General features: G+C 37.1%; 24 protein-coding genes. 23 read left to right on the plus strand and 1 reads right to left on the minus strand.

The window, feature by feature from the left end:
* Positions 1–102 precede the first annotated feature (102 nt).
* The 13 genes from ABDZ91_RS21015 (at position 103) to ABDZ91_RS21075 (ending at position 12020) form a co-directional block, all read left to right on the plus strand.
* Positions 103–1806 (plus strand): DUF6044 family protein, encoded by a 1704-nt coding sequence (locus tag ABDZ91_RS21015; protein ID WP_343803718.1) that lies wholly within the window; start codon positions 103–105, stop codon positions 1804–1806.
* Positions 1807–1835: 29 nt separating this feature from the next.
* Entirely contained in the window at positions 1836–2858 is a 1023-nt protein-coding gene (locus ABDZ91_RS21020; RefSeq protein WP_343803721.1) for a glycosyltransferase family 2 protein, read from the plus strand.
* Positions 2827–3261: a GtrA family protein gene (locus ABDZ91_RS21025; protein WP_343803724.1), complete on the plus strand. Its 435-nt coding sequence runs from the start codon at positions 2827–2829 to the stop codon at positions 3259–3261. Before ABDZ91_RS21020 ends, ABDZ91_RS21025 begins: the two co-directional genes overlap by 32 nt.
* A 198-nt stretch (positions 3262–3459) precedes the next feature.
* The gene (locus ABDZ91_RS21030) at positions 3460–4629 is read left to right on the plus strand and encodes a D-alanyl-D-alanine carboxypeptidase family protein (protein ID WP_343803727.1); all 1170 of its coding nucleotides are present in this window, start codon (positions 3460–3462) and stop codon (positions 4627–4629) included.
* Positions 4630–4742: 113 nt separating this feature from the next.
* Positions 4743–5093 carry an anti-sigma F factor antagonist gene (gene spoIIAA, locus ABDZ91_RS21035; RefSeq protein ID WP_343803730.1) on the plus strand — a complete coding sequence of 117 codons (351 nt, stop codon included), beginning with the start codon at positions 4743–4745 and terminating at the stop codon, positions 5091–5093.
* Between the two features lies 1 nt (position 5094).
* Positions 5095–5535 carry an anti-sigma F factor gene (spoIIAB, locus tag ABDZ91_RS21040; protein ID WP_343803733.1) on the plus strand — a complete coding sequence of 147 codons (441 nt, stop codon included), beginning with the start codon at positions 5095–5097 and terminating at the stop codon, positions 5533–5535.
* Positions 5536–5547: 12 nt separating this feature from the next.
* The gene (sigF, locus tag ABDZ91_RS21045; RefSeq protein WP_343803736.1) at positions 5548–6306 is read left to right on the plus strand and encodes an RNA polymerase sporulation sigma factor SigF; all 759 of its coding nucleotides are present in this window, start codon (positions 5548–5550) and stop codon (positions 6304–6306) included.
* 482 nt (positions 6307–6788) lie between these two features.
* Positions 6789–7409, plus strand: coding sequence for a stage V sporulation protein AA (locus ABDZ91_RS21050; RefSeq protein ID WP_343803739.1), 621 nt, complete (start codon positions 6789–6791; stop codon positions 7407–7409).
* On the plus strand, positions 7399–7821 hold the full coding sequence (locus tag ABDZ91_RS21055; RefSeq protein WP_343804276.1) for a stage V sporulation protein AB: 423 nt from the start codon (positions 7399–7401) through the stop codon (positions 7819–7821). Before ABDZ91_RS21050 ends, ABDZ91_RS21055 begins: the two co-directional genes overlap by 11 nt.
* Before the next feature lie 19 nt (positions 7822–7840).
* Positions 7841–8413, plus strand: coding sequence for a stage V sporulation protein SpoVABEA (gene spoVAEA / locus ABDZ91_RS21060; RefSeq protein ID WP_343803742.1), 573 nt, complete (start codon positions 7841–7843; stop codon positions 8411–8413).
* On the plus strand, positions 8403–9869 hold the full coding sequence (locus tag ABDZ91_RS21065; RefSeq protein ID WP_343803745.1) for a spore germination protein: 1467 nt from the start codon (positions 8403–8405) through the stop codon (positions 9867–9869). Before spoVAEA ends, ABDZ91_RS21065 begins: the two co-directional genes overlap by 11 nt.
* A 197-nt stretch (positions 9870–10066) precedes the next feature.
* The gene (gene lysA, locus ABDZ91_RS21070) at positions 10067–11407 is read left to right on the plus strand and encodes a diaminopimelate decarboxylase (RefSeq protein ID WP_343803748.1); all 1341 of its coding nucleotides are present in this window, start codon (positions 10067–10069) and stop codon (positions 11405–11407) included.
* Between the two features lie 250 nt (positions 11408–11657).
* Positions 11658–12020 (plus strand): GNAT family N-acetyltransferase, encoded by a 363-nt coding sequence (locus tag ABDZ91_RS21075; RefSeq protein WP_343803751.1) that lies wholly within the window; start codon positions 11658–11660, stop codon positions 12018–12020.
* Positions 12021–12057: 37 nt separating this feature from the next.
* Here the strand turns inward: ABDZ91_RS21075 and ABDZ91_RS21080 are convergent, their stop codons facing one another.
* Positions 12058–12567 (minus strand): DUF309 domain-containing protein, encoded by a 510-nt coding sequence (locus tag ABDZ91_RS21080; protein WP_343803754.1) that lies wholly within the window; start codon positions 12565–12567, stop codon positions 12058–12060.
* A 164-nt stretch (positions 12568–12731) separates the two neighbouring features.
* On the opposite strand from ABDZ91_RS21080, the gene ABDZ91_RS21085 reads away from it, so the two are divergent.
* From ABDZ91_RS21085 to resA, 10 genes are all read left to right on the plus strand, one after another.
* Positions 12732–13466, plus strand: a complete 735-nt coding sequence (locus ABDZ91_RS21085) for a segregation/condensation protein A (protein WP_343803757.1) — start codon at positions 12732–12734, stop codon at positions 13464–13466.
* Between the two features lie 16 nt (positions 13467–13482).
* Positions 13483–14067, plus strand: a complete 585-nt coding sequence (gene scpB, locus ABDZ91_RS21090; RefSeq protein WP_343803759.1) for an SMC-Scp complex subunit ScpB — start codon at positions 13483–13485, stop codon at positions 14065–14067.
* Positions 14068–14155: 88 nt separating this feature from the next.
* Entirely contained in the window at positions 14156–14572 is a 417-nt protein-coding gene (locus ABDZ91_RS21095; RefSeq protein ID WP_343803762.1) for a hypothetical protein, read from the plus strand.
* Positions 14573–14597: 25 nt separating this feature from the next.
* Positions 14598–15086 carry a DUF3907 family protein gene (locus tag ABDZ91_RS21100; protein ID WP_343803765.1) on the plus strand — a complete coding sequence of 163 codons (489 nt, stop codon included), beginning with the start codon at positions 14598–14600 and terminating at the stop codon, positions 15084–15086.
* A 105-nt stretch (positions 15087–15191) separates the two neighbouring features.
* The gene (locus tag ABDZ91_RS21105; RefSeq protein ID WP_425541882.1) at positions 15192–16076 is read left to right on the plus strand and encodes a superoxide dismutase; all 885 of its coding nucleotides are present in this window, start codon (positions 15192–15194) and stop codon (positions 16074–16076) included.
* Positions 16077–16232: 156 nt separating this feature from the next.
* Complete coding sequence (locus tag ABDZ91_RS21110; RefSeq protein WP_343803768.1) at positions 16233–17384, plus strand: D-alanyl-D-alanine carboxypeptidase family protein; 1152 nt, start codon at positions 16233–16235, stop codon at positions 17382–17384.
* Positions 17377–17973, plus strand: coding sequence for a nucleoside recognition domain-containing protein (locus tag ABDZ91_RS21115; protein ID WP_343803771.1), 597 nt, complete (start codon positions 17377–17379; stop codon positions 17971–17973). Before ABDZ91_RS21110 ends, ABDZ91_RS21115 begins: the two co-directional genes overlap by 8 nt.
* Positions 17974–18507 (plus strand): spore maturation protein, encoded by a 534-nt coding sequence (locus ABDZ91_RS21120; protein WP_343803774.1) that lies wholly within the window; start codon positions 17974–17976, stop codon positions 18505–18507.
* A 200-nt stretch (positions 18508–18707) separates the two neighbouring features.
* Positions 18708–19433, plus strand: a complete 726-nt coding sequence (locus tag ABDZ91_RS21125; protein ID WP_343803777.1) for a pseudouridine synthase — start codon at positions 18708–18710, stop codon at positions 19431–19433.
* 103 nt (positions 19434–19536) lie between these two features.
* A complete protein-coding gene (gene resA, locus ABDZ91_RS21130) occupies positions 19537–20070 on the plus strand; it encodes a thiol-disulfide oxidoreductase ResA (RefSeq protein WP_343803780.1) in 534 nt (177 codons plus the stop codon).
* The last annotated feature ends 15 nt before the right edge of the window (positions 20071–20085 follow it).

Here is a 20085-nt window from a genome sequence, read left to right on the forward strand (position 1 = left end):
ATCCTTATATATCAATGCGAGTGTCTGTGCAAAGTAGTAAATGGGCTCATGAACAAGAATAGAAATTTTGATTCAGTACACCTTAAGATGAGTAATAACTAAATGTTTTACGAGGTGTATCAAGTGAGCTTGTCCTATTTGAAAAATGAAAAAAAGCTTATTGGTTTCTCACTAGCTATCATTTTTATTTATCTATCCCCATTGTTTATCTTAGGGGAAGATGCACATATTCGTGTACACGACAACTTGGACTCAAATATCGCTTGGTATAAGGTATTGGTGGAGAGTGGACAATTATTCGGGGGTATTGATGCGACGATTCCTCAAATTATTGATGGACTTCCCCGTAATGCATTAGCCCCTGAATTTAGTTTGATTGTTTGGCTGTATATGTTATTTCCCACAATGATTGCTTATGGGCTTAGCCAAGCCATTACAAGAGTTTTTGCCTTTATTGGGATGTATTTATTGCTAAGAAAACACTTTTTGAAAAGTGAAGAGTGGGGGTTAATCAGAATAGGGGTTGCCCTAGTATTTTCACTGACTCCGTTCTGGCCATCAGGAATGCTAAGCACATTAGGTATGCCATTAGCTTTATGGGCATTTTTAAATATAAGAAATGGTGAGAAATCTTGGATTAACTTTTTAGTCTTGGTTCTTCTACCTTTGTACTCAAGTTTCGTGTTGGGTTTTTTCTTTTTTCTAACCGCAATGGGAATCTTTTGGCTGATCGATGTTATACGGGGAAAAGGCTGGAATTGGCCATTTTTCCTAGCAATTGTCCTAATGACCGGAGCCTTTATGCTCGTGGAATATAGGCTTGTAGCATCATTTCTATTTTCAAGTGAGCCCAATAGTAGGGATGAATATTTCCATGCAAGGCTTCCACTTTGGCGTGTCATTCGGTTAACCTTTAAGAATTTCATACTCGGTCATACTCATGTAATGACCGTCCATGGTTTGATAATTCTACCAATCACCATCATGGCTTTTTTGACCATTTGGACACGCAAATTATGGAAACATGAACGGGCTTTTGTATTTTTACTGGTCCTGAACTTTGCACTATCGACATGGTATGCCTTTTGGTTTTATAAAGGTTGGCTACCGCTGACGCAGAATTTTCATTTTATGGACACGTTCAATTTTGCCAGGTATCATTTTTTGCGGCCTATGATTATATATGTTGGTTTTGCTCTAGGTTTAAAAATACTATTCCAGCAAAAAGTATTTTCGAAAAAAATGGTGACGACAGTGTTAGCTTTGCAATTACTTGTTGTTGGAATTTTTAATGATGAAATTACACATCACCGCAAACCTTCTGTCCAAGAATTTTACGCTACCGATTTATTTAAGGAAATTAAAACTTATATCGGCAAGCCACTAGAAACATATCGGGTTGCCAGTATTGGTATACACCCCGCCATTTCTCAATATAACGGGTTTTACACTTTAGATACTTATAATAATTTTTATCCTCTTAGCTATAAGTACAAATTTAGAAAAATAATTGAAAGTGAATTAGCTAAAAATAAAACTATCAAAACCTATTTTGATGAATGGGGAGGGCGTTGTTATATATTCACAGATGAGTTGGGGAAGCACTATATGTTCAAAAAAAATACGAATAGAAGCCTCAAAAAACTTGAAATCAATACTCGTGCTTTTAAAGAATTAGGCGGTGAATATATCTTTTCAGCCGTTCCTATAGAAAATGCAATTCAGAATAATTTGCGATTGGAAAAGGTGTTTACCACAGAGGAATCCGCTTGGAAAATCTATTTGTACCAAGTAAACCTTTCATAGTGTAGAACTAGCTTTAAGGAAGTGACAACATGAATCAACCTATATTAGCCATTGTGGTTCCTTGTTATAACGAGGAGGAAACGTTACCGAGAACGATTCGACAATTACATGATTTAGTAGTCAGAATGATTCGTGAAAAAACCATTTGTAGTAAGAGTAAAATTCTATTTGTTGATGATGGAAGTACAGACGAAACTTGGACCTTGATTCATAAAGAAAGTTTACAAAACGACCACGTTCGTGGACTAAAACTAGCTCGCAATGTGGGTCATCAAAATGCCTTACTAGCTGGCCTATTCACTGCAAAAAAAGTTTCAGATTGTGTACTTTCAATAGATGCTGATCTCCAGGATGATATATCAGTTATTCCGGAATTTATTCAAAAGTTCAACGAAGGACATGAAATCGTCTATGGGGTAAGAAAGCGTCGGGATACGGACACTTTCTTTAAAAGGAAAACGGCTGAAACTTTTTATAAAATGATGAAAAAGATGGGAGTAGATCTGATCTATAACCATGCTGATTTTCGATTGATGAGCAGGCGAGCTATTCAGGAGTTAGAACGATTTGATGAAGTGAACCTCTTTTTAAGAGGCATCGTTCCTTTGATCGGCTTTCAGTCTGCAGAGGTTTACTATGAACGAAAAAAGAGAATGGCTGGAGAAACGAAGTATCCACTGAAAAAAATGCTCGCCTTTGCTTTTGATGGAATCTCTTCTTTTTCAGTTACACCCATTCGATTTGTGCTTTTAATAGGTTTGGTTTCATTTTTTGTAAGTGTTCTATTTGGAACTTATTTTCTTCTTCTAAAAATGACAGGACATACTCAAACAGGATGGACATCCCTCATTACTTCGATATGGCTAATTGGAGGTCTCCAATTAATTGCCATCGGACTAATAGGCGAATATATTGGGAAAATTTACAAGGAGACTAAGCGACGACCGAAGTACATAGTGGATTTTGACCCGTTTATGTTCCATCCAAGTGGGAAAACAGCAGATAAAGAGGAATATTCACTTGCATCAGGAAAGCTTACTGAAACCAACTAGCACATTTATAAGGTTCCTATTAGTTGGTGGAATCAATACTTTAGTCGGGCTATGTACAATGTTAATCCTTTTAAATTTGATAGGGTGGACATACTGGACTTCAACCTTTGTGGGTAACACTGTAGGTGCAATCGTAAGTTACTTTTTAAACCGTAGTTTTACTTTTAAAGCAGAAGTCTCTTATCGAAGAGGAATACCCAAGTTTGTAGTGATTGTATTCATCTGTTACTTTATAGCCTATACATTAAGTGAGTATATGGCTAACCATATTGCAGCAGCTATTCCAGTTCCAATTGAGACTGAAACGCTCGCCATTTTATTAGGAACGTGCATGTACACACTGTTAAATTATATGGGTCAAAAATATATTGTTTTCTCGCAAAAGCCTCTCTTTAGAGTATAAAGAGTGGCTTTTTTCTATGAGTTATCAGATAGGAAGGAATTGATTGTATAAAAATACCTGAAATGGAAAAAATGGAATTTAGGCATTTTATTAGTTCTATTCTTGCATTATGCAAGCTCCTCGATAGGTAAGTTTACCGAGGATAGCATCAAATTTTAGCAATTCTTATCAAATGTAAATTAAATGGAGGGTATACAGATGAAACGTTGGTTATCTTTTGTATTAGGCAGCTTATTAGTTTTCAGTACCATTTCACCAGTTGCAGCCAATGAGGAGAGAAAAAATGACCTCGGGTTGGCGGAAAAAGCTAAGTCCGCTATTTTGATTGAAAGAGATACTGGAACCGTTCTTTATGAGAAGAACTCAAATGAGAAACTTCCTCCTGCAAGTATGACAAAAGTAATGACTATGCTTTTAATTATGGAAGCATTGGATTCCGGAAAAATAACGATGGATGAAAAAGTTCGCACAAGTGAACATGCAGCTTCTATGGGTGGTTCACAAATTTTCCTTGAACCAGGGGAAGAAATGACAGTTAAGGAGATGCTTCAAGGGATTGCGATTGGTTCAGGGAATGATGCTTCCGTAGCAATGGCCGAACATATTGCTGGTTCTGAAGAAGAATTCGTAAAAATGATGAACGATAAGACAAAGGAATTAGGGCTTAAAAACACCAATTTCCAAAACCCAACAGGTCTTCCCGCTCAAGATCACTATTCATCCGCTTCTGATATGGCCGTTATGGCAAAGGAGCTTCTAAAGTATGAAACGATAACTGATTTCACTGGATTATATGAAGCTTATCTACGGGAAAATACAGACAAAAAATTCTGGTTGGTTAATACCAATCGCTTAGTTAAGTTTTATGACGGTGTTGATGGATTAAAAACAGGTTTTACACATGAAGCTAAGTATTGCTTAACAGCAACGGCAAAGAAAGATGGGATGAGAGTCATTGCGGTCGTTTTTGGTGCACCGACTCCAAAAGACAGAAATGCTCAAATTTCTAAAATGTTAGATTATGCCTTTGCCAAATATAAAACTCACCCAATGTATGATAAGGACTCGGTTATTGCTAAAGCTACAGTGTCAAAAGGTCAAAACAATAAAGTAGAAGTAGTAACAAGTGAGAGTATCTCCCTATTAACGCAAAAAGGGGAGAAAATAGATGATGTTGAAAAGAAAATAACTATAAATGATAAAATTCAAGCCCCATTAAAGAAGGGTGACAAAGTTGGTCACTTAAGGCTAGTTAAAAACGGTAAGGTCCTTGTAGATAGTCCGTTAGTGGTAAAAGAGGATGTAGACAAAGCAAGCTGGTGGACACTATATAAGCGGACTTTTGGAGCTTTTGCCAAGTTAAACTAGTGTCAAAAAATAGCGTATTCCTTCGAATTACCACTAGTTTTGTCTAGTAGAAGGAATTTGCGATATAAAAGGAGAAATGACTCACTATAACCTCATAGAAGGAGGAATTTAGTTTGAGTCTATCCATTCAATTAGAAGTTGTTGAAGAAGTCCTATGTATCCGATTAAGTGGTGAGCTAGATCACCATACTGCAGAACAGTTAAGAGATGAGACAACTAGAGCCATTGAAAAGTATGGAACCCGCCATATCGTTCTCAACCTACAAGATTTATCCTTTATGGATAGTTCAGGTTTAGGGGTTATCTTAGGACGGTACAAACAAATAAAACAAATGCACGGCGAAATGGTTGTATGCGCTATTTCCCCAGCAGTGAAAAGATTGTTTGATATGTCTGGATTATTTAAAATAATAAGACAGGAAGCAAACGAAGCTTTTGCACTACAAAATCTGGGGGTGGCGTAATATGAAAAACGAAATGCATATTCAATTCAGTGCTCTAAGTCAGAACGAATCGTTCGCACGTGTGACAGTTGCTGCTTTCATAGCTCAGTTGGATCCTACAATGGATGAATTGACAGAAATTAAAACAGTAGTATCAGAAGCTGTTACGAATGCAATTATTCACGGATATGAAAACGTTCCGGATGGTCTGGTTTACATATCCGTTACGATTGAAGATGAATCTTGTGAGATAACGGTTCGTGATGAAGGGGTCGGTATTCAAGACATCAATGAAGCAAGACAACCATTGTATACGACCAAACCTGAACTTGAACGCTCTGGAATGGGCTTTACCATTATGGAGAACTTCATGGATGAGATTGGAATTGAGTCAGGGTCAGGAGAAGGGACGACCATTCGCATGAAAAAGCATTTTGCTAAAAGCAAAGCGCTGTGCAATTAAGGAGTCTTGCTTATGGATGTGGAGGTAAAGAACGAAACAACCCAAAGCTATTTAAAAGACCATGAAGTCAAAGAGTTGATTTTTAAAGCCCAAAATGGAGAACAAGAAGCTAGAGACACCATTGTACAGAAGAATATGCGTCTTGTATGGTCGGTTGTTCAGCGTTTCTTGAATCGTGGTTATGAACCAGATGATTTATTTCAAATTGGTTGTATTGGATTATTAAAATCCGTTGATAAATTTGATTTATCCTACGATGTCAAATTCTCCACTTACGCTGTTCCCATGATTATTGGGGAAATACAGCGCTTTATAAGAGATGATGGAACTGTAAAGGTAAGTCGTTCTCTAAAAGAGTTGGGCAATAAAATAAGAAGGGCAAAAGATGAGTTATCAAAAACCAACGGGAGAATCCCTACGGTTAATGAGATTGCCGAATACCTAGATATTTCGGTTGAAGAAATCATCATGGCTCAAGAAGCCAGCCGATCTCCATCCTCCATACATGAAACGGTATATGAAAACGATGGTGATCCGATTACACTTCTCGATCAAATTGCAGATCAAGAGGAAAACAAATGGTTTGATAAAATCGCACTAAAAGAGGCGATTAGAGACCTAGACGAACGAGAAAGGTTAATTGTGTATTTAAGGTATTTTAAAGATCAAACTCAATCTGAGGTAGCAGGTCGACTTGGAATTTCCCAGGTTCAAGTGTCTAGATTAGAAAAGAAAATCCTACAGCAAATGAAAGATCGAATGAACGAATAATGTTCATTCGATTTTTTTTATGGATTGTTTATTAATTTGCGTTGTTTTTATTGAAAATTTAGTTAGTAGGGGTAGAAGGTGTTAGAAAAGAGGATATTGACGATGTTTTAGTCATTTATAAAACAGTTTAACAGGTGAACGTGTTATTTTTCTTAGTAGATGTGGGTTGTTTGTGCGAAAAATTAGATTTGAGTGCGATAAAACGAATTTGTGTGCGAATAAGTTATTTTGGGTGCGAAAAACTTGTTTTGAGTGCAAAAAAGGGTTTGAGTGCGAAATATAAGCGCTTATGTGCAAAAAATAAGGTATTGAGTGCGAAAACTTCAATTTGAGTGCGGCAACAACTACCAATCAACCACCCACAACCCACACACCACAACTGTATCTCTTATTACAGTTTCTATTTATTGGACATCATGAAAATACATTACTTCAACCATACTATACGATATAACGACATTTTATGGGGGATGTGAAAAGGGATGGAAAATTCGATTTACATACGCCTAAGACATCGTTTACAAGTACGTCCCGAAGAGGTTGTGAAGGTTGAAGATATAGCACAAGTTATTGGGCCTGAATCCTTCCTTAATCAAATAAAGCAGGTAGAAGTTTATCGAATTACAAGAGAAGATAATACAATTGTAATTGTTGATGTCATGAAAGTTATACAGAGAATCTTTAAATTCTTTCCGTCTCTTGATATACAAGCCATTGGACCTACTCAAACAATTGTAGAGGTTGTTTATCAAAAAAAAAGAGTATCGACCCCATTATTTATCCTAGTCTGGTTTCTTCTATTTGTAGGGGCTGCCTTAACCATCATGAATTTTCATGAAGATGTAAGCATGCAAATCGTCCAGCAGCACTTATTTATGATGATTACGGGAAAAGAAGTTCAAAAACCTCTTCTTTTTCAGATTCCTTATTCTTTTGGTTTGGGTATAGGCATGATCTTATTTTTTAACCATTTGTTTAAAAAGCGAATAAACGAAGAGCCAAGCCCACTTGAGGTTGAAATGTTTAACTATCAGCAAGACTTAGATCGCTATGTTTCTTTAAATGAGAATAAGGAGAGTATGAAGCATCTTGATGACCATTAAGATTCTACTAGTAATCTTTATCGGTTTTGCTGGTGGTTTAGCAGTTGGATCAGGTTTCGTTGCTTTTTTAACTGTACTCGGGATTATACCGAGGTTAACCCAATTATCCAAAACGATGAAATATATTCAACGATATGAATGGGCAGTTATTTTGGGAGCAGTCATTTCAAGTTGGCTTAGCTTACAAGAGGTGACTTTTCACTTTTTCTCGATTATCGCAATTCCCATTGGTCTAGCGAGTGGTGTTTTTGTAGGTCTACTAGCTGCTGCTCTCACAGAAGTTCTCAATGTATTACCGATTTTGGCGAAGAGAATTGGAATCGACGAAAAAATTATCATTCTACTGATGGCTATCGTTTTAGGAAAAATATCCGGCTCCTTATTCCATTGGATTGTATTTGTAGACATGTAATCGAAAGGAGGACCATTGTTTGATAAAACCTAAAGCAGTGATATTAGTTACAGATGGAGATGAATATGCAAAAAAGGCTATTGAATCAGTTTCGCAGTCTGTGGGCGGAAGGTGTATTTCCATGTCAAGTGGGAATCCAAGTATACTTTCAGGTTCACAATTAGTTCAGCTTATTCAAATGGCACCTTCAGAACCTGTATTTGTCATGTTTGATGATAGTGGCTACGTTGGAGAAGGTGCGGGAGAAACAGCCTTACGGTATGTTGCAAACCATCCTAGTATCCGGATTTTAGGTGTTATTGCAGTTGCTTCTAAAACAAAACAGGCAGAGTGGACAAAAGTTGATGTTTGTATTGACCGTGATGGTGAGCTTACTGCCAATGGTGTAGATAAATTTGGAATACCTGAATATGAAACGGGAAGAATTAATGGTGATACTGTTTACTGTCTGGATTCAATACATGCTCCTATTGTAGTCGGGATTGGTGACATTGGAAAAATGTCAGGTAAAGATTCTTATAAAATTGGCGCACCTATCACAAAGAAAGCAGTTGACATCATACTAGAAAGGAGCGGTTTCAATGGCCTCTGATAAGAAAACACCTATTAGTGAAAAGCTGCAAGAAGTCGAACTCTATATGAAAGATCGTGTCGGCCTTGGAACAAGCTTTGATTTTGGGGTTCGGAAAGTAAAGATTCTAAAAAAAGATGTTCATATTTACTATGTAAATGGTCTATGTGATTCAGCCTATATTTTAGAAATTATGGACCAGCTTGTAGAGATTAACGATCATGAGAAAGCATCTACAAACGTATATGATGTCATCCATAACAGGATCGTCCATCAATCAGTGGAACCTGTAAATACGATGCAAGACCTTGTAGACCAGGTTCTATCTGGGTTAATTGGTATAGTGGTTGAGGGTACAGAAAAGGCTCTCATTGTTGATGTAAGAAGTTATCCAGGAAGACAACCTCAGGAACCAGATACAGAAAAGGTAGTGAGAGGGTCAAGGGATGGTTTTGTAGAAAATATTATTGTGAACACAGCATTAACTAGAAGAAGAATTCGCGATGAAGGGCTCCGCTTTGAAATGATTAAGGTGGGAGAACGTTCTAAAATGGACGTTTCCATTGCATACATTAAAGATATAGCAAACCCTGATTTAATTGAAGTATTGAGAAAAGAACTCGAACAAATTGAGATTGATGGTACAACGATGGCAGATAAAGCTATTGAGGAGTTTATTGTAAAACAAGGGTACAACCCTTACCCGCTTGTAAGATATACAGAGCGTGCAGATGTAGCAGCAACACATTTGCTTGAGGGGCATGTACTCATATATACAGATACTTCTCCAAGTGTAATCATTACGCCAACTACATATTTTCACCATGTACAGCATGCGGAAGAATATAGACAATCGGCAGCTGTTGGTACCTTTGTCAGATGGGTACGTTTTATAGGAATTTTTACGTCAATCATATTACTTCCTTTGTGGTTTTTGTTTGTATTAGAACCCAACCTATTACCCGATGCACTTTCATTTATAGGTCCGAATGAACAAAGTAACATTCCATTGGTACTTCAACTATTTATTGCAGACTTAGGGATTGAGTTTTTAAGGATTGCTGCCATTCATACTCCGACCCCTTTATCAACGGCAATGGGTTTAATCGCTGCTGTTATGATAGGTGATATCGCGATACAAGTTGGGATTTTTGTTCCTGAAACCATTCTCTACGTTGCAGTGTCAGCAGTTGGAACATTTGCGACACCTAGTTATGAGCTAAGTGTTGCTAATAAATTGGTAAGATTAGCATTGCTAGTAGCTGTTTCATTATTTGGAACTTATGGATTTATCATTGGTTTAACTATTCTGTTAATCTTATTAACAGGAATTCGTTCATTAAATACACCTTATCTTTGGCCAGTACTCCCCTTTAACCCTGGTGCGTTCATGCAAATTATTCTTAGAAGATCAGTCCCAGGTTCTAAAATCAGACCGAGTATTGTTCATACTAGAAATAAGTATAAACAACGATAATAAAGGTTCCGATACAGGACAGTCTCCATACAATAAAAAGGAGGCTGTCCTTTTTAATTATTGGTTTATTTTCCCATTTGATCTAATAAGAAATTGGAGCATATGTTCGTTGCGAGCCAATGTGAGGTATGGTAAAGTTAGTTTAATTGAATAAAGGGATAAAGAATAAGTCGATGGAAGTGATACGGGGAATGAACATGAATCATTATTTATATGGAAACCAATCCGTCAACGAGGAAGGTCATTTAACTGTTGGTGGAATCGATACAGTACATTTAGTAGAAAAGTATGGTACACCACTATATATCTATGATGTTGGGCTAATTAGACAAAAAGCTCATGACTTTCAAGCTGCCTTTAAGAAATTAGGAATTCCATATCAGGTGGCCTATGCAAGTAAAGCTTTTTCCTGTGTAGCAATGTTTCAAGTGATTAAGGAAGAAGGCTTATCTCTTGATGTTGTATCTGGAGGAGAGCTTTATACAGCAATAGCAGCTGGTTTCCCTTCTGAAAAAATTCATTTTCATGGAAACAATAAAAGTGATGAAGAGCTACTTATGGCCATTGAGAATGAAATTGGATGTATTGTTGTTGACAATTATTATGAACTTTCTAGGCTAATTGAGCTTGTAAAAGAACATGACAAGAATGTTAGCATTCTAATTCGTGTAACGCCAGGGATTGAGGCACATACACATGATTATATTTTAACTGGGCAAGAGGATTCTAAATTTGGATTTGATCTTCAAAATGGTCAAGCAGAAGAAGCAATTAAAATGGCAATGGCCTGTGAGAACATAGAGGTTCTTGGCCTACATTGTCATATTGGGTCCCAAATTTTTGAAACAACAGGATTCGTTCTGGCTGCTAGAAAAATTATGGAAAAATTGCGTGAGTGGAAAGACGCCTTTCAATATGAGGCAAAAGTGTTAAACCTCGGAGGCGGATTTGGAATTCGCTATACAAAAGAGGATGACCCAATCCCTCCAAGTCAATACATTTATGAGATGATGCAAGAAGTAATGAGCCAAGTAGAGGAGCAAGGTTTGAAGAAACCAGAAATTTGGATCGAACCTGGTCGTTCTATCGTGGGTGATGCAGGAATTACCTTATACAAAGTAGGTTCTCATAAAGTAGTTCCAGAGGTTCGTAAATACTTGGCTGTTGATGGAGGGATGAGTGATAACATACGTCCTGCTCTCTATGAAGCAAAATATGAAGCTGTTTTGGCTAATCGTATGGAAGATAAGGCAGATGAGGTTGTTTCGATCGCTGGGAAATGTTGTGAATCAGGCGATATGTTGATATGGGATTTACCCCTACCACAAGCTCGGCCTGGGGATATCCTAGCTGTTTTCTGTACAGGAGCCTATGGATATTCAATGGCTAATAATTATAACCGAATTCCTAGACCGCCCGTTGTCTTTATCGAAAATGGTCAAGACAAACTTGTCATTGGAAGAGAGACATATCAAGATCTAGTGAAATTAGATTTACCTTATGTAAGGGAAGCTGTTGAATCACTTGACGGGAAATAAACCTTCACCTAAAATAAAAAACGCTTTTTCTTAATTCGCTATAATATAAGGTGGCCAAAAAATGAGGAAACAAAATATCATACTACTTGTCATACTATTAGTAGGGGCATTGATTTGGGGAGGAGTTTACTGGGGATTCCTTCAATAATCCTTAGTCTTATTCCTATAAATAAATGTTTAGGCGTATACCTTTAGAAAAAAATGGTAAGAATAAACAAAAAAGGCTTTTTTAAGATTATGAGGGATTTTCATGCTAATTCGATATAAAAAGAATTTTGAAAAGATTGCAATGGGGTTACTTTCTTTTATGCCTAATGAAAAGGACGTAAAGAAGCTTCAGCAATCCATTAAAATATACGAAACTGACCCGGAATGGCAACTTTTCTTGTGGAGAGAAGGCGAAGACATCATTGGTCTAGTGGGTGTAATAAAAGGTAATGAGGTATTGGAAATTCAGCATATCTCTGTAAATCCATCACATAGAGACCAAGGTGTCGGGAAAGCAATGATTCTAGCCTTGAAAGAAATGTATCCAAACTTTACTGTAACCGCAAATGAGTACACGACATCTTTCTATTCAAGATGTATGGAGGATATGGAAGATGCTCAGTGATAATGAGTAAAAAGAGTTCCCAGTGGGAACTCTTTTGTCATTTATTTTTCCTTTTTATAGAATCGTTTCTTGCTTCAATAACCTCCGTGCGGTCTCTAAGTTTATGCTTATGAATCAAATATTTGTCCACAACTTCTTTGTTACCAAATATCCAATCGTGTTGTTCACATTCCTTTTCGCATTCACTCAAAAGGATTGGGTCAATAATAGGAAGGTCTACACTACTGTATGGTAGACATTGCTCTACTCTCTCAATTTCCTTAGATAGAAGCTTTAAATAAAGCTCTATATCTAAACCGAGTTTTTGTACCGAATGTGATTGCTCCTTAAGGATTTTCCTTGATTTTCTTAGAACTTTGGCAGCACCAGTTAGGTTTCCACGACGGTAATGGTAGAAGCCTACTGCCGTTTGAATTAAACCGACCCAAACAGGGTCTTTATTGCCATCTTTACTTTTCCAATATTCTTCTAGTACTTCATGGCATTCAAAATAGTCACGGTTTCCGTGGAAATATGACAAGAATAGTATATAGCTTTGTGGGTACATAAAAGATCCCCTCACTAAAATTGTTGACTTAATCGTAACATGCAGAGCTTGAATTTTGGAAATATCTTAGGCACAACAACAATTTCCTATTGGAGTGACGCCGATAATCCTCTATACTTAAGGGTAGTTTTCTTTTTTGAGAATAATAACCTAGGCGTGATATTATGGAATACTTAGTAAAAATAGATGCTTTTGAAGGACCACTTGATTTATTACTACACCTTATTCAAAAGCTTGAAATTGATATATATGATATCCCTATGAAGGATATCACTGAACAATATATGTCATACATACACACAATGCAGGAATTGAAGCTAGATGTAGCTAGTGAATATTTAGTTATGGCTGCAACTTTACTTGCCATTAAGAGTAAGATGCTGCTTCCTAAACATGATCATGAACCACTTGAAGAGGATGAATTCCAATACGAAGAAGATCCACGTGATGAATTGGTAGAAAGACTTATTGAATATAAGAAGTATAAGGAAGCTGCTAAAGAGCTAAAAGACAGAGAGGAAGAAAGAAGTCTCATGTTTACAAGACCTCCGGTTGACCTGTCTCAATATGAGAAGGATGATGCTTCTGTTCCTGTCGATTTAGATGTCAACATATACGATATGATTGCAGCTTTTCAAAAATTACTAAGAAGAAAAAAGCTACAAAAACCATTATCTACGAGAATTACGAAGCAGGATATACCGATTGAGCAAAGAATGGATGAAATAAGGGCGTTATTGCATCATTCATTCCAAAAACCATTTAGTGAGCTCTTTACGTATCAAGATAAGTCTCATATGGTGGTAACTTTTTTAGCTATCTTAGAACTATTAAAGCGAAACGAAATAGATGCTCTTCAAAAGGATAACTTTTCAGAGCTCATCATATTAGCAGTTTAGAGAGGTGTAACGAGTTTTGACTATTGTAAATTGGTTCAGCATAATTGAAAGCCTGCTTTTTGCAGCAGGAGATGAGGGGCTTTCCACAAAACAGATAGGGTCGGTCCTAGAAAAGAGTGAAAAGGAAGTCATGTCTCTCATGAATGAAATAAAGGGAAGCTATGAAAAGCCAGAAAGAGGCCTGTTAATTATGCAAATAGGAGACACCTTTCAGTTGGTTACGAAGAAAGAAAATGCAGACTACTTGAAGAAATTGGTGGAATCACCACATCAACAAACGTTGTCGCAAGCAGCTCTTGAAACATTAGCTATCATTGCTTACCGCCAACCAATTACAAGAGTAGAAATTGAAGAAGTTCGAGGAGTAAAAACGGAAAGACCTTTGCAAACACTAATGGCTAAAGGACTTATAGAAGAGTGTGGTAGAGCAGAAGGAACTGGACGCGCTTATCTTTATGGCACAACTAAAACGTTTCTCGATGTTTTTGGGTTAAAGGATTTGAATGAACTCCCTACACTTCCAAACGAGGTAGAAGATGAGGATGTTCAAAATGAAGCGGATTTATTTTTTGAGACATTCCAAGAAAGATTTGATATGTAATTCATCAGAATTTTCGTACAAATATTTCCTCTTGTGATAGAATAAGATGATAATGAAATATTCCTATCAAACTTTGAGGAGGATCAGTTTGGAAATTGTATCTTTACAAGGAAAAGAGTTAGAAAAAGCCTTACCGAACTCACCAGAAGATAGCTTTTCTCGAAGTGAAGTAACCTTTAAAACAGGTGACAAAGAATATACTTTTTCATTATTGTACGTACGGATTTTTGAAGAATTAGCTTTGCAGGCAACTCCTTTTAATGAACAGCCATTGATACAAGTTGAGGGACGATCCTATTATGTAAGAGATCTTGCAGCTTTTATCTATTTAATAGCAAATCCAAATGCACGGGGTAAAAAAGAAGTATACCTTCCAGAGCAAACACAACTAGTCCAGGCATTTGAACAGGTGGATTGGGAGAGGATTGAGGATATTGTAAAGAGTCTTAATACAGATGGACGTGCTATAGTACCGTCATCCATTGTAGTATTGAAACAACCATGAATATCCCATAGGAGGGTTCATTTAGATGGCTCAGTCATTAGTGAAAACACAGATACAACAAGCGAATACTGTATTAGAAAAAAACGTGAATCGAATGGAAATGTTCTTGAATCATACAACAATAGAAACTCTACAGGATGAAGAGTTAGGAGATTTATCTTATTATAAAGGCCTTTTATCAAGCTTAAGAAGACTGTGTGTGTATTGCGAAGATGCTTTTGAGACGTGTCAAGTGATTGTAAATCAAGAGAACTTCTCGAAGCCAGCAGCAGAAAGAACCCTTTATCGAATCTTCCATCAATGTATAGAAGAATTCTTTTCTCCTAGAGCTGATCTATGGTATGAGGATAGTCGTTCAGCCTATACAGGAAAAAATAGTATTAAGTTTAGAAAAAAAGCACCGTCCTCTTTTCAGGAGCTTTTTCTTGATTTAGAACAGCCTTTTCAAAAGTTAAGAGAAGAACTTGAGTACTATGAAACGGACTATGCGACAAAAATGGCTCAGAGTAAGTAGCTATATTGCAGACCATACAGGGTCTGTTTTTTTATTTGGAAAAGTTTAAATGGATTAGCCTTACCCATAGACTAATGATGAATGCCAAAGAGGAAGGGGATTATCGTGAGTTCAAGATCATATGAACAGTATGTTGATGAGGTGCGAAATTGGGTCTTAGATGTAAAAGAGTGCATGGATATGGAACGTTTTGAAGAACCCGATGATTTAACAGAAAAGATAAATAGATTAGATGAATTGGTTCAAAATCAAAGTGTTGAAAACTTGGAGTCAATTGGTGAAATACAGGAATTAGTATATGAAATCAATGAGAAGTTTCAACAACTACGATCAGAAGAGAAGCCTGAGCAACGGCAACAAAAGGCAGTGGCGATTGGTAAACATACATTACCACCACTACCTTATGCTTATAACGCTTTAGAGCCTTTTATCGCGGAAAGAATAATGAAATTACACCATACTAAACATCACCAATCTTATGTAGACGGTCTAAATAAAGCCGAGAAAAAACTAGAACAAGCTCGAAAAAACAACGACTTTGAACTTATAAAGCATTGGGAAAGAGAACTTGCATTTCATGGTTCGGGTCACTATTTGCATACGATTTTCTGGAATAATATGATACCTGGTGGTGGAGGGAAACCAAGAGGTGATCTTGCTCGAGAAATTGATTCATACTTTGGTTCTTTTAAGGCCTTTCAAGCTCAATTTACAGAGGCAGCCAAGAATGTTGAAGGAGTAGGGTGGGCTATTCTTGTTTGGTCCCCAAGGTCTCGTCATTTAGAGATTCTTCAGAGTGAAAGACACATGATTCTAACACAATGGGATACGATTCCACTTCTTGCATTAGATGTTTGGGAACACGCCTATTATCTACAATATGAAAATCGTAGAGCTGAGTACGTTGACGCATGGTGGAATGTTGTAAATTGGAGAGACGTCGAAGCACGTTTTGAAGAAGCTAAAAAAATCAGATGGAAACCATACTAATATTATGCCTGAAGGGCCTTTGGCTCCTTCGGCTTTTTTTGTGGCTTCTTATAAGTCCTTTACGCTCGTTTTTTCTCATTGTCAGTGAGCTTGTGTTCATATAAGTGCCTGTCCTGCATAAACTTGTACAAAGCAACTTGAAAAGGAGAAGAGAGAATGCCCAGGTTTAAAAAGATTGTAATATTTATCCTATGTTCTTTACTTATATTTTCCATTTCACCAGGGAAGACAAAAGCCGTATCGGTTAGTGCGTATAGTGCCATTTTAATAGATCAAGATACAGGTCGAGTGTTATATGAAAAACGAGCACATGAAAAGAGAAGAATTGCGTCCATTACGAAAATCATGACAGCTATTTTAGCCATTGAATCCGGTAAGATGGACGAGATGGTCACGGTTAGTTCCAATGCGTTTGGTACTGAAGGTTCTTCCTTGTATTTAAAAAAGGGAGAAAAAATTAAGCTTCAGGACCTTGTTTACGGCCTTATGCTTCGTTCTGGAAATGATGCTGCTGTAGCTATTGCAGAGCATGTAGGTGGAAGTGTAGAAGGGTTCGCATTTTTAATGAATCAAAAGGCTTTTGAAATAGGGATGAACAACAGTCATTTTACAAATCCGCATGGTTTAGATGACTCTGACGACCATTACTCGACTGCGTATGATATGGCCATTTTAACAGCGTATGCCATGAAAAATGAAGCCTATCAGAAAATTTCTGGGACCAAGGTGCACCGTGCTCCAAACCCTGGAGAAAAATGGGATCGAGTATGGAGAAACAAAAACAAATTATTAACTAGACTCTATGATTATAGTACAGGTGGAAAAACAGGTTTCACTGAAAAAGCTAGGAGAACTCTCGTCTCAACAGCTACTAAGGGTGATATGAATTTAATTGCTGTAACCCTAAATGCTCCTAGTGATTGGGATGATCATATCCATATGTTTGAATATGGGTTTGATCAATACGACAACATGAAGCTCTTACATAAAGGACAAATACCTGAACTGGATGATTCCTTTTATGAAGGAAAAGTCTCGATTCATAGTGATTATTCGTATCCCTTAACTGCAGAAGAAAAGGATCAGATCCGAGTTGAATATAGAATGATAGAACCCAAGAAAAGATGGGAGCGTCATCAGGAGGATATTCCGGAGATCGTCGGTAAAGCAATTGTTTATTTTAAAGAGGAAGTAGTCAAGGAACTACCCATTTTTTATGAAGGAGAGGTACCTAAGGACGAAAAAACATGGTTTGAATGGTTTAAAGGTGTTTTCACAGCGTTCATAGGTGTTGATATGTATGGTTAACTACATATGGGTGGGTTTAACAATTATTGGTATTATCTTCGCCATCATTAATGGAAACTTGGAAGAAGTAAACAAAGCTCTATTTAATGGGGCTAAGGAAGCTGTGACGATATCAATTGGATTGATTAGTATATTAGTATTTTGGCTCGGAATTATGAGAATCGCTCAGGATGCAGGACTTTTAAACACATTGGCTAAACTTTTTAAACCAATTGTAAGAAGACTCTTCCCGGATGTACCACAGGATCATCCTGCGATGGGTTATATTCTTTCCAACATGATGGCAAACATGTTTGGGCTTGGAAATGCTGCGACACCATTAGGGATTAAAGCAATGGAGCAATTAAAGGTTCTAAACGGCAATAAACCTGTAGCGAGTCGCTCTATGATTACTTTCCTAGCCATTAACACATCCAGCCTCACACTGATTCCAACAACCGTATTAGCAATACGTATGAATTATAATTCCGCCAATCCGACAGAAATTGTATTACCAACCATTATTGCAACCATTTGTTCTACTATGGGTGCCATTATGATCGACCGGTATTTCTATTATCGTAGAGTAAGAAAAGGGAGGGAGTTGTAGATGGAATTTATAAGTGCTCTCTCTTTATGGTTAATTCCTTTAATTATCGGAGGAATATTAATATATGGGACTTTAAAAAGAGTACCCACTTATGAATCATTTGTTGAGGGTGGGAAGGACGGAATCCAAATTGCTTTTTCTATCATTCCTTATTTAGTGGGTATGCTAGTTGCTATTACTGTATTTCGTGCCTCTGGTGCTCTCGAATATTTTATGGGACTTATAGAGCCTATTCTTAGATTTGTCGGTGTACCAGCAGAAATTGTTCCCCTTGCCATCATTAGACCTATTTCAGGAACAGCAGCGCTTGGAATGACGAGTGATTTAATAGCTACATACGGACCAGATTCATTTATAGGAAGACTTGCTTCTACTTTACAAGGAAGCACTGATACTACTTTCTATGTTTTAACCGTATATTTTGGAGCGGTTGGAATAAAGAAAATGGGAGATGCTTTAAAGGTTGGTTTATTAGCGGATTTAGTTGGGATTATTGCTTCAATCGTAATCGTGACATTACTTTTTGCAAGTTAATTGGGACACATCCTCAGGGTGTGTCTTTTTTTATGTCCTTAGACTTGGTATTCCATTTAAAAACTAATCAATTAGGCAACAATGATTATGATGGTTTTTATATACTCCTATTGGAATGATTGGTACAATACATCATGTTGTCCTTTTTTCTTGTACAGGATATAGTTTGCGAGTAAGATGATGATGAAGAGGTGATTAGAATGGAACGCCTACAAAAGGTAATTGCTCAAGCAGGTGTAGCTTCAAGAAGAAAAGCAGAGGAGCTCATTGCGTCTGGAAAAGTAAAAGTGAACGGAAAAACCATTACTGAACTTGGTACAAAGGTGAAACCATCTGATGAAATAGAAGTGAACGGGATTCCTTTAGAAAAAGAAGAACCGATTTATTTCGTTTTATATAAGCCTAGAGGAGTTATTTCTAGTGTGAAGGATGATAAAGGTCGTAAAGTCGTAACTGACTTTTTCCCAGAACTAGGGACGAGAATATTTCCTGTTGGGAGATTAGATTATGATACATCTGGTTTGTTGTTACTAACCAACGATGGGGAATTTACGAACCAAATTACACACCCAAAGTACCATATCCCGAAAACCTACATTGCTAAAATAAAAGGGATTCCGAATAAGACAGAGTTAACTCAGCTTCAAAGGGGTGTAAAATTAGAGGATGGTAAGACAGCCCCCGCAAAGGTGAAAATGTTGTCTCTAGATAAAAGGAAGAACAGCTCGATTATTGAAATTACGATTCATGAGGGACGAAACAGACAAGTCAGAAGAATGTTCGAAGCAATCGGACATTCCGTTTTAAAACTAAAACGAGAAAGACTCGCCTTTCTAACATTAGCTGGACTATCTCCCGGAGAGTTTCGTGAAATGACGCCACATGAAGTGAAACAATTACGGTCATTAGCCCTGAATGGAGACTAATGTGATAACTGTCACATAACCTTCAAAATCTCACGCTGGAGAATGAAAACCAAATGCTATAATAACAAGGGAAAATGGAGTCTCCATAGGGAGGGGAAATCCCATGCAAAAGAAAAAAAGAAGATTAGTGCTTCGGACTATTGTGCTCATATTGCTCTTTGCAGCAGTAGGGTATTCCCTTTATTCAAACTTAACTCAAGAAAAAAGGGGAATTCTGGCCGTAGGGGATCAAGCACCTAACTTTGCACTTGAAGATATGGAAGGTAATGTACATAAGCTATCTGATTATAGAGGGCAAGGAGTCTTTTTGAATTTTTGGGGCACATGGTGTAAACCATGTGAAAAGGAAATGCCTTACATGGAAAACCAATATTCGTATTTCAAGGATGACGGTGTTCAAATATTAGCTGTTAATGTTGGTGAATCAAGAATGGCAGTTAACCAGTTTATAAATCAGTATGGGTTAAGCTTTCCAGTCTTAAGAGATTTAAAAAGCACGGAAGTTCAAGGTGCCTATAATATAGGGCCATTACCTACAACTATTTTAATCAATCCAGAAGGAAAGATCGTGGAAATTATAACAACAACGATGAGTGAAGATAAAGTTCGTGAATCAATGGAAAAAATAATGCCTTAATATTTGGGGAGTTTT

Origin of the sequence: Bacillus carboniphilus (assembly GCF_039522365.1) — a bacterium.
GTDB classification, from domain to species: Bacteria; Bacillota; Bacilli; order Bacillales; family JC228; genus Bacillus_BF; species Bacillus_BF carboniphilus.

Coding starts and splice junctions, on each gene's coding strand:
- ABDZ91_RS21030 (WP_343803727.1), top strand. CDS start 3,460: ATGAAACGTTGGTTATCTTTTGTATTAGGCAGCTTATTAGTTTTCAGT.
- ABDZ91_RS21120 (WP_343803774.1), top strand. CDS start 17,974: ATGGAATTTATAAGTGCTCTCTCTTTATGGTTAATTCCTTTAATTATC.
- spoIIAB (WP_343803733.1), top strand. CDS start 5,095: ATGAAAAACGAAATGCATATTCAATTCAGTGCTCTAAGTCAGAACGAA.
- ABDZ91_RS21125 (WP_343803777.1), top strand. CDS start 18,708: ATGGAACGCCTACAAAAGGTAATTGCTCAAGCAGGTGTAGCTTCAAGA.
- ABDZ91_RS21080 (WP_343803754.1), bottom strand. CDS start 12,567: ATGTACCCACAAAGCTATATACTATTCTTGTCATATTTCCACGGAAAC.
- ABDZ91_RS21065 (WP_343803745.1), top strand. CDS start 8,403: ATGGCCTCTGATAAGAAAACACCTATTAGTGAAAAGCTGCAAGAAGTC.
- ABDZ91_RS21055 (WP_343804276.1), top strand. CDS start 7,399: ATGACCATTAAGATTCTACTAGTAATCTTTATCGGTTTTGCTGGTGGT.
- ABDZ91_RS21015 (WP_343803718.1), top strand. CDS start 103: ATGTTTTACGAGGTGTATCAAGTGAGCTTGTCCTATTTGAAAAATGAA.
- ABDZ91_RS21020 (WP_343803721.1), top strand. CDS start 1,836: ATGAATCAACCTATATTAGCCATTGTGGTTCCTTGTTATAACGAGGAG.
- ABDZ91_RS21075 (WP_343803751.1), top strand. CDS start 11,658: ATGCTAATTCGATATAAAAAGAATTTTGAAAAGATTGCAATGGGGTTA.
- ABDZ91_RS21100 (WP_343803765.1), top strand. CDS start 14,598: ATGGCTCAGTCATTAGTGAAAACACAGATACAACAAGCGAATACTGTA.
- lysA (WP_343803748.1), top strand. CDS start 10,067: ATGAATCATTATTTATATGGAAACCAATCCGTCAACGAGGAAGGTCAT.
- resA (WP_343803780.1), top strand. CDS start 19,537: ATGCAAAAGAAAAAAAGAAGATTAGTGCTTCGGACTATTGTGCTCATA.
- ABDZ91_RS21115 (WP_343803771.1), top strand. CDS start 17,377: ATGGTTAACTACATATGGGTGGGTTTAACAATTATTGGTATTATCTTC.
- ABDZ91_RS21050 (WP_343803739.1), top strand. CDS start 6,789: ATGGAAAATTCGATTTACATACGCCTAAGACATCGTTTACAAGTACGT.
- sigF (WP_343803736.1), top strand. CDS start 5,548: ATGGATGTGGAGGTAAAGAACGAAACAACCCAAAGCTATTTAAAAGAC.
- ABDZ91_RS21110 (WP_343803768.1), top strand. CDS start 16,233: ATGCCCAGGTTTAAAAAGATTGTAATATTTATCCTATGTTCTTTACTT.
- ABDZ91_RS21085 (WP_343803757.1), top strand. CDS start 12,732: ATGGAATACTTAGTAAAAATAGATGCTTTTGAAGGACCACTTGATTTA.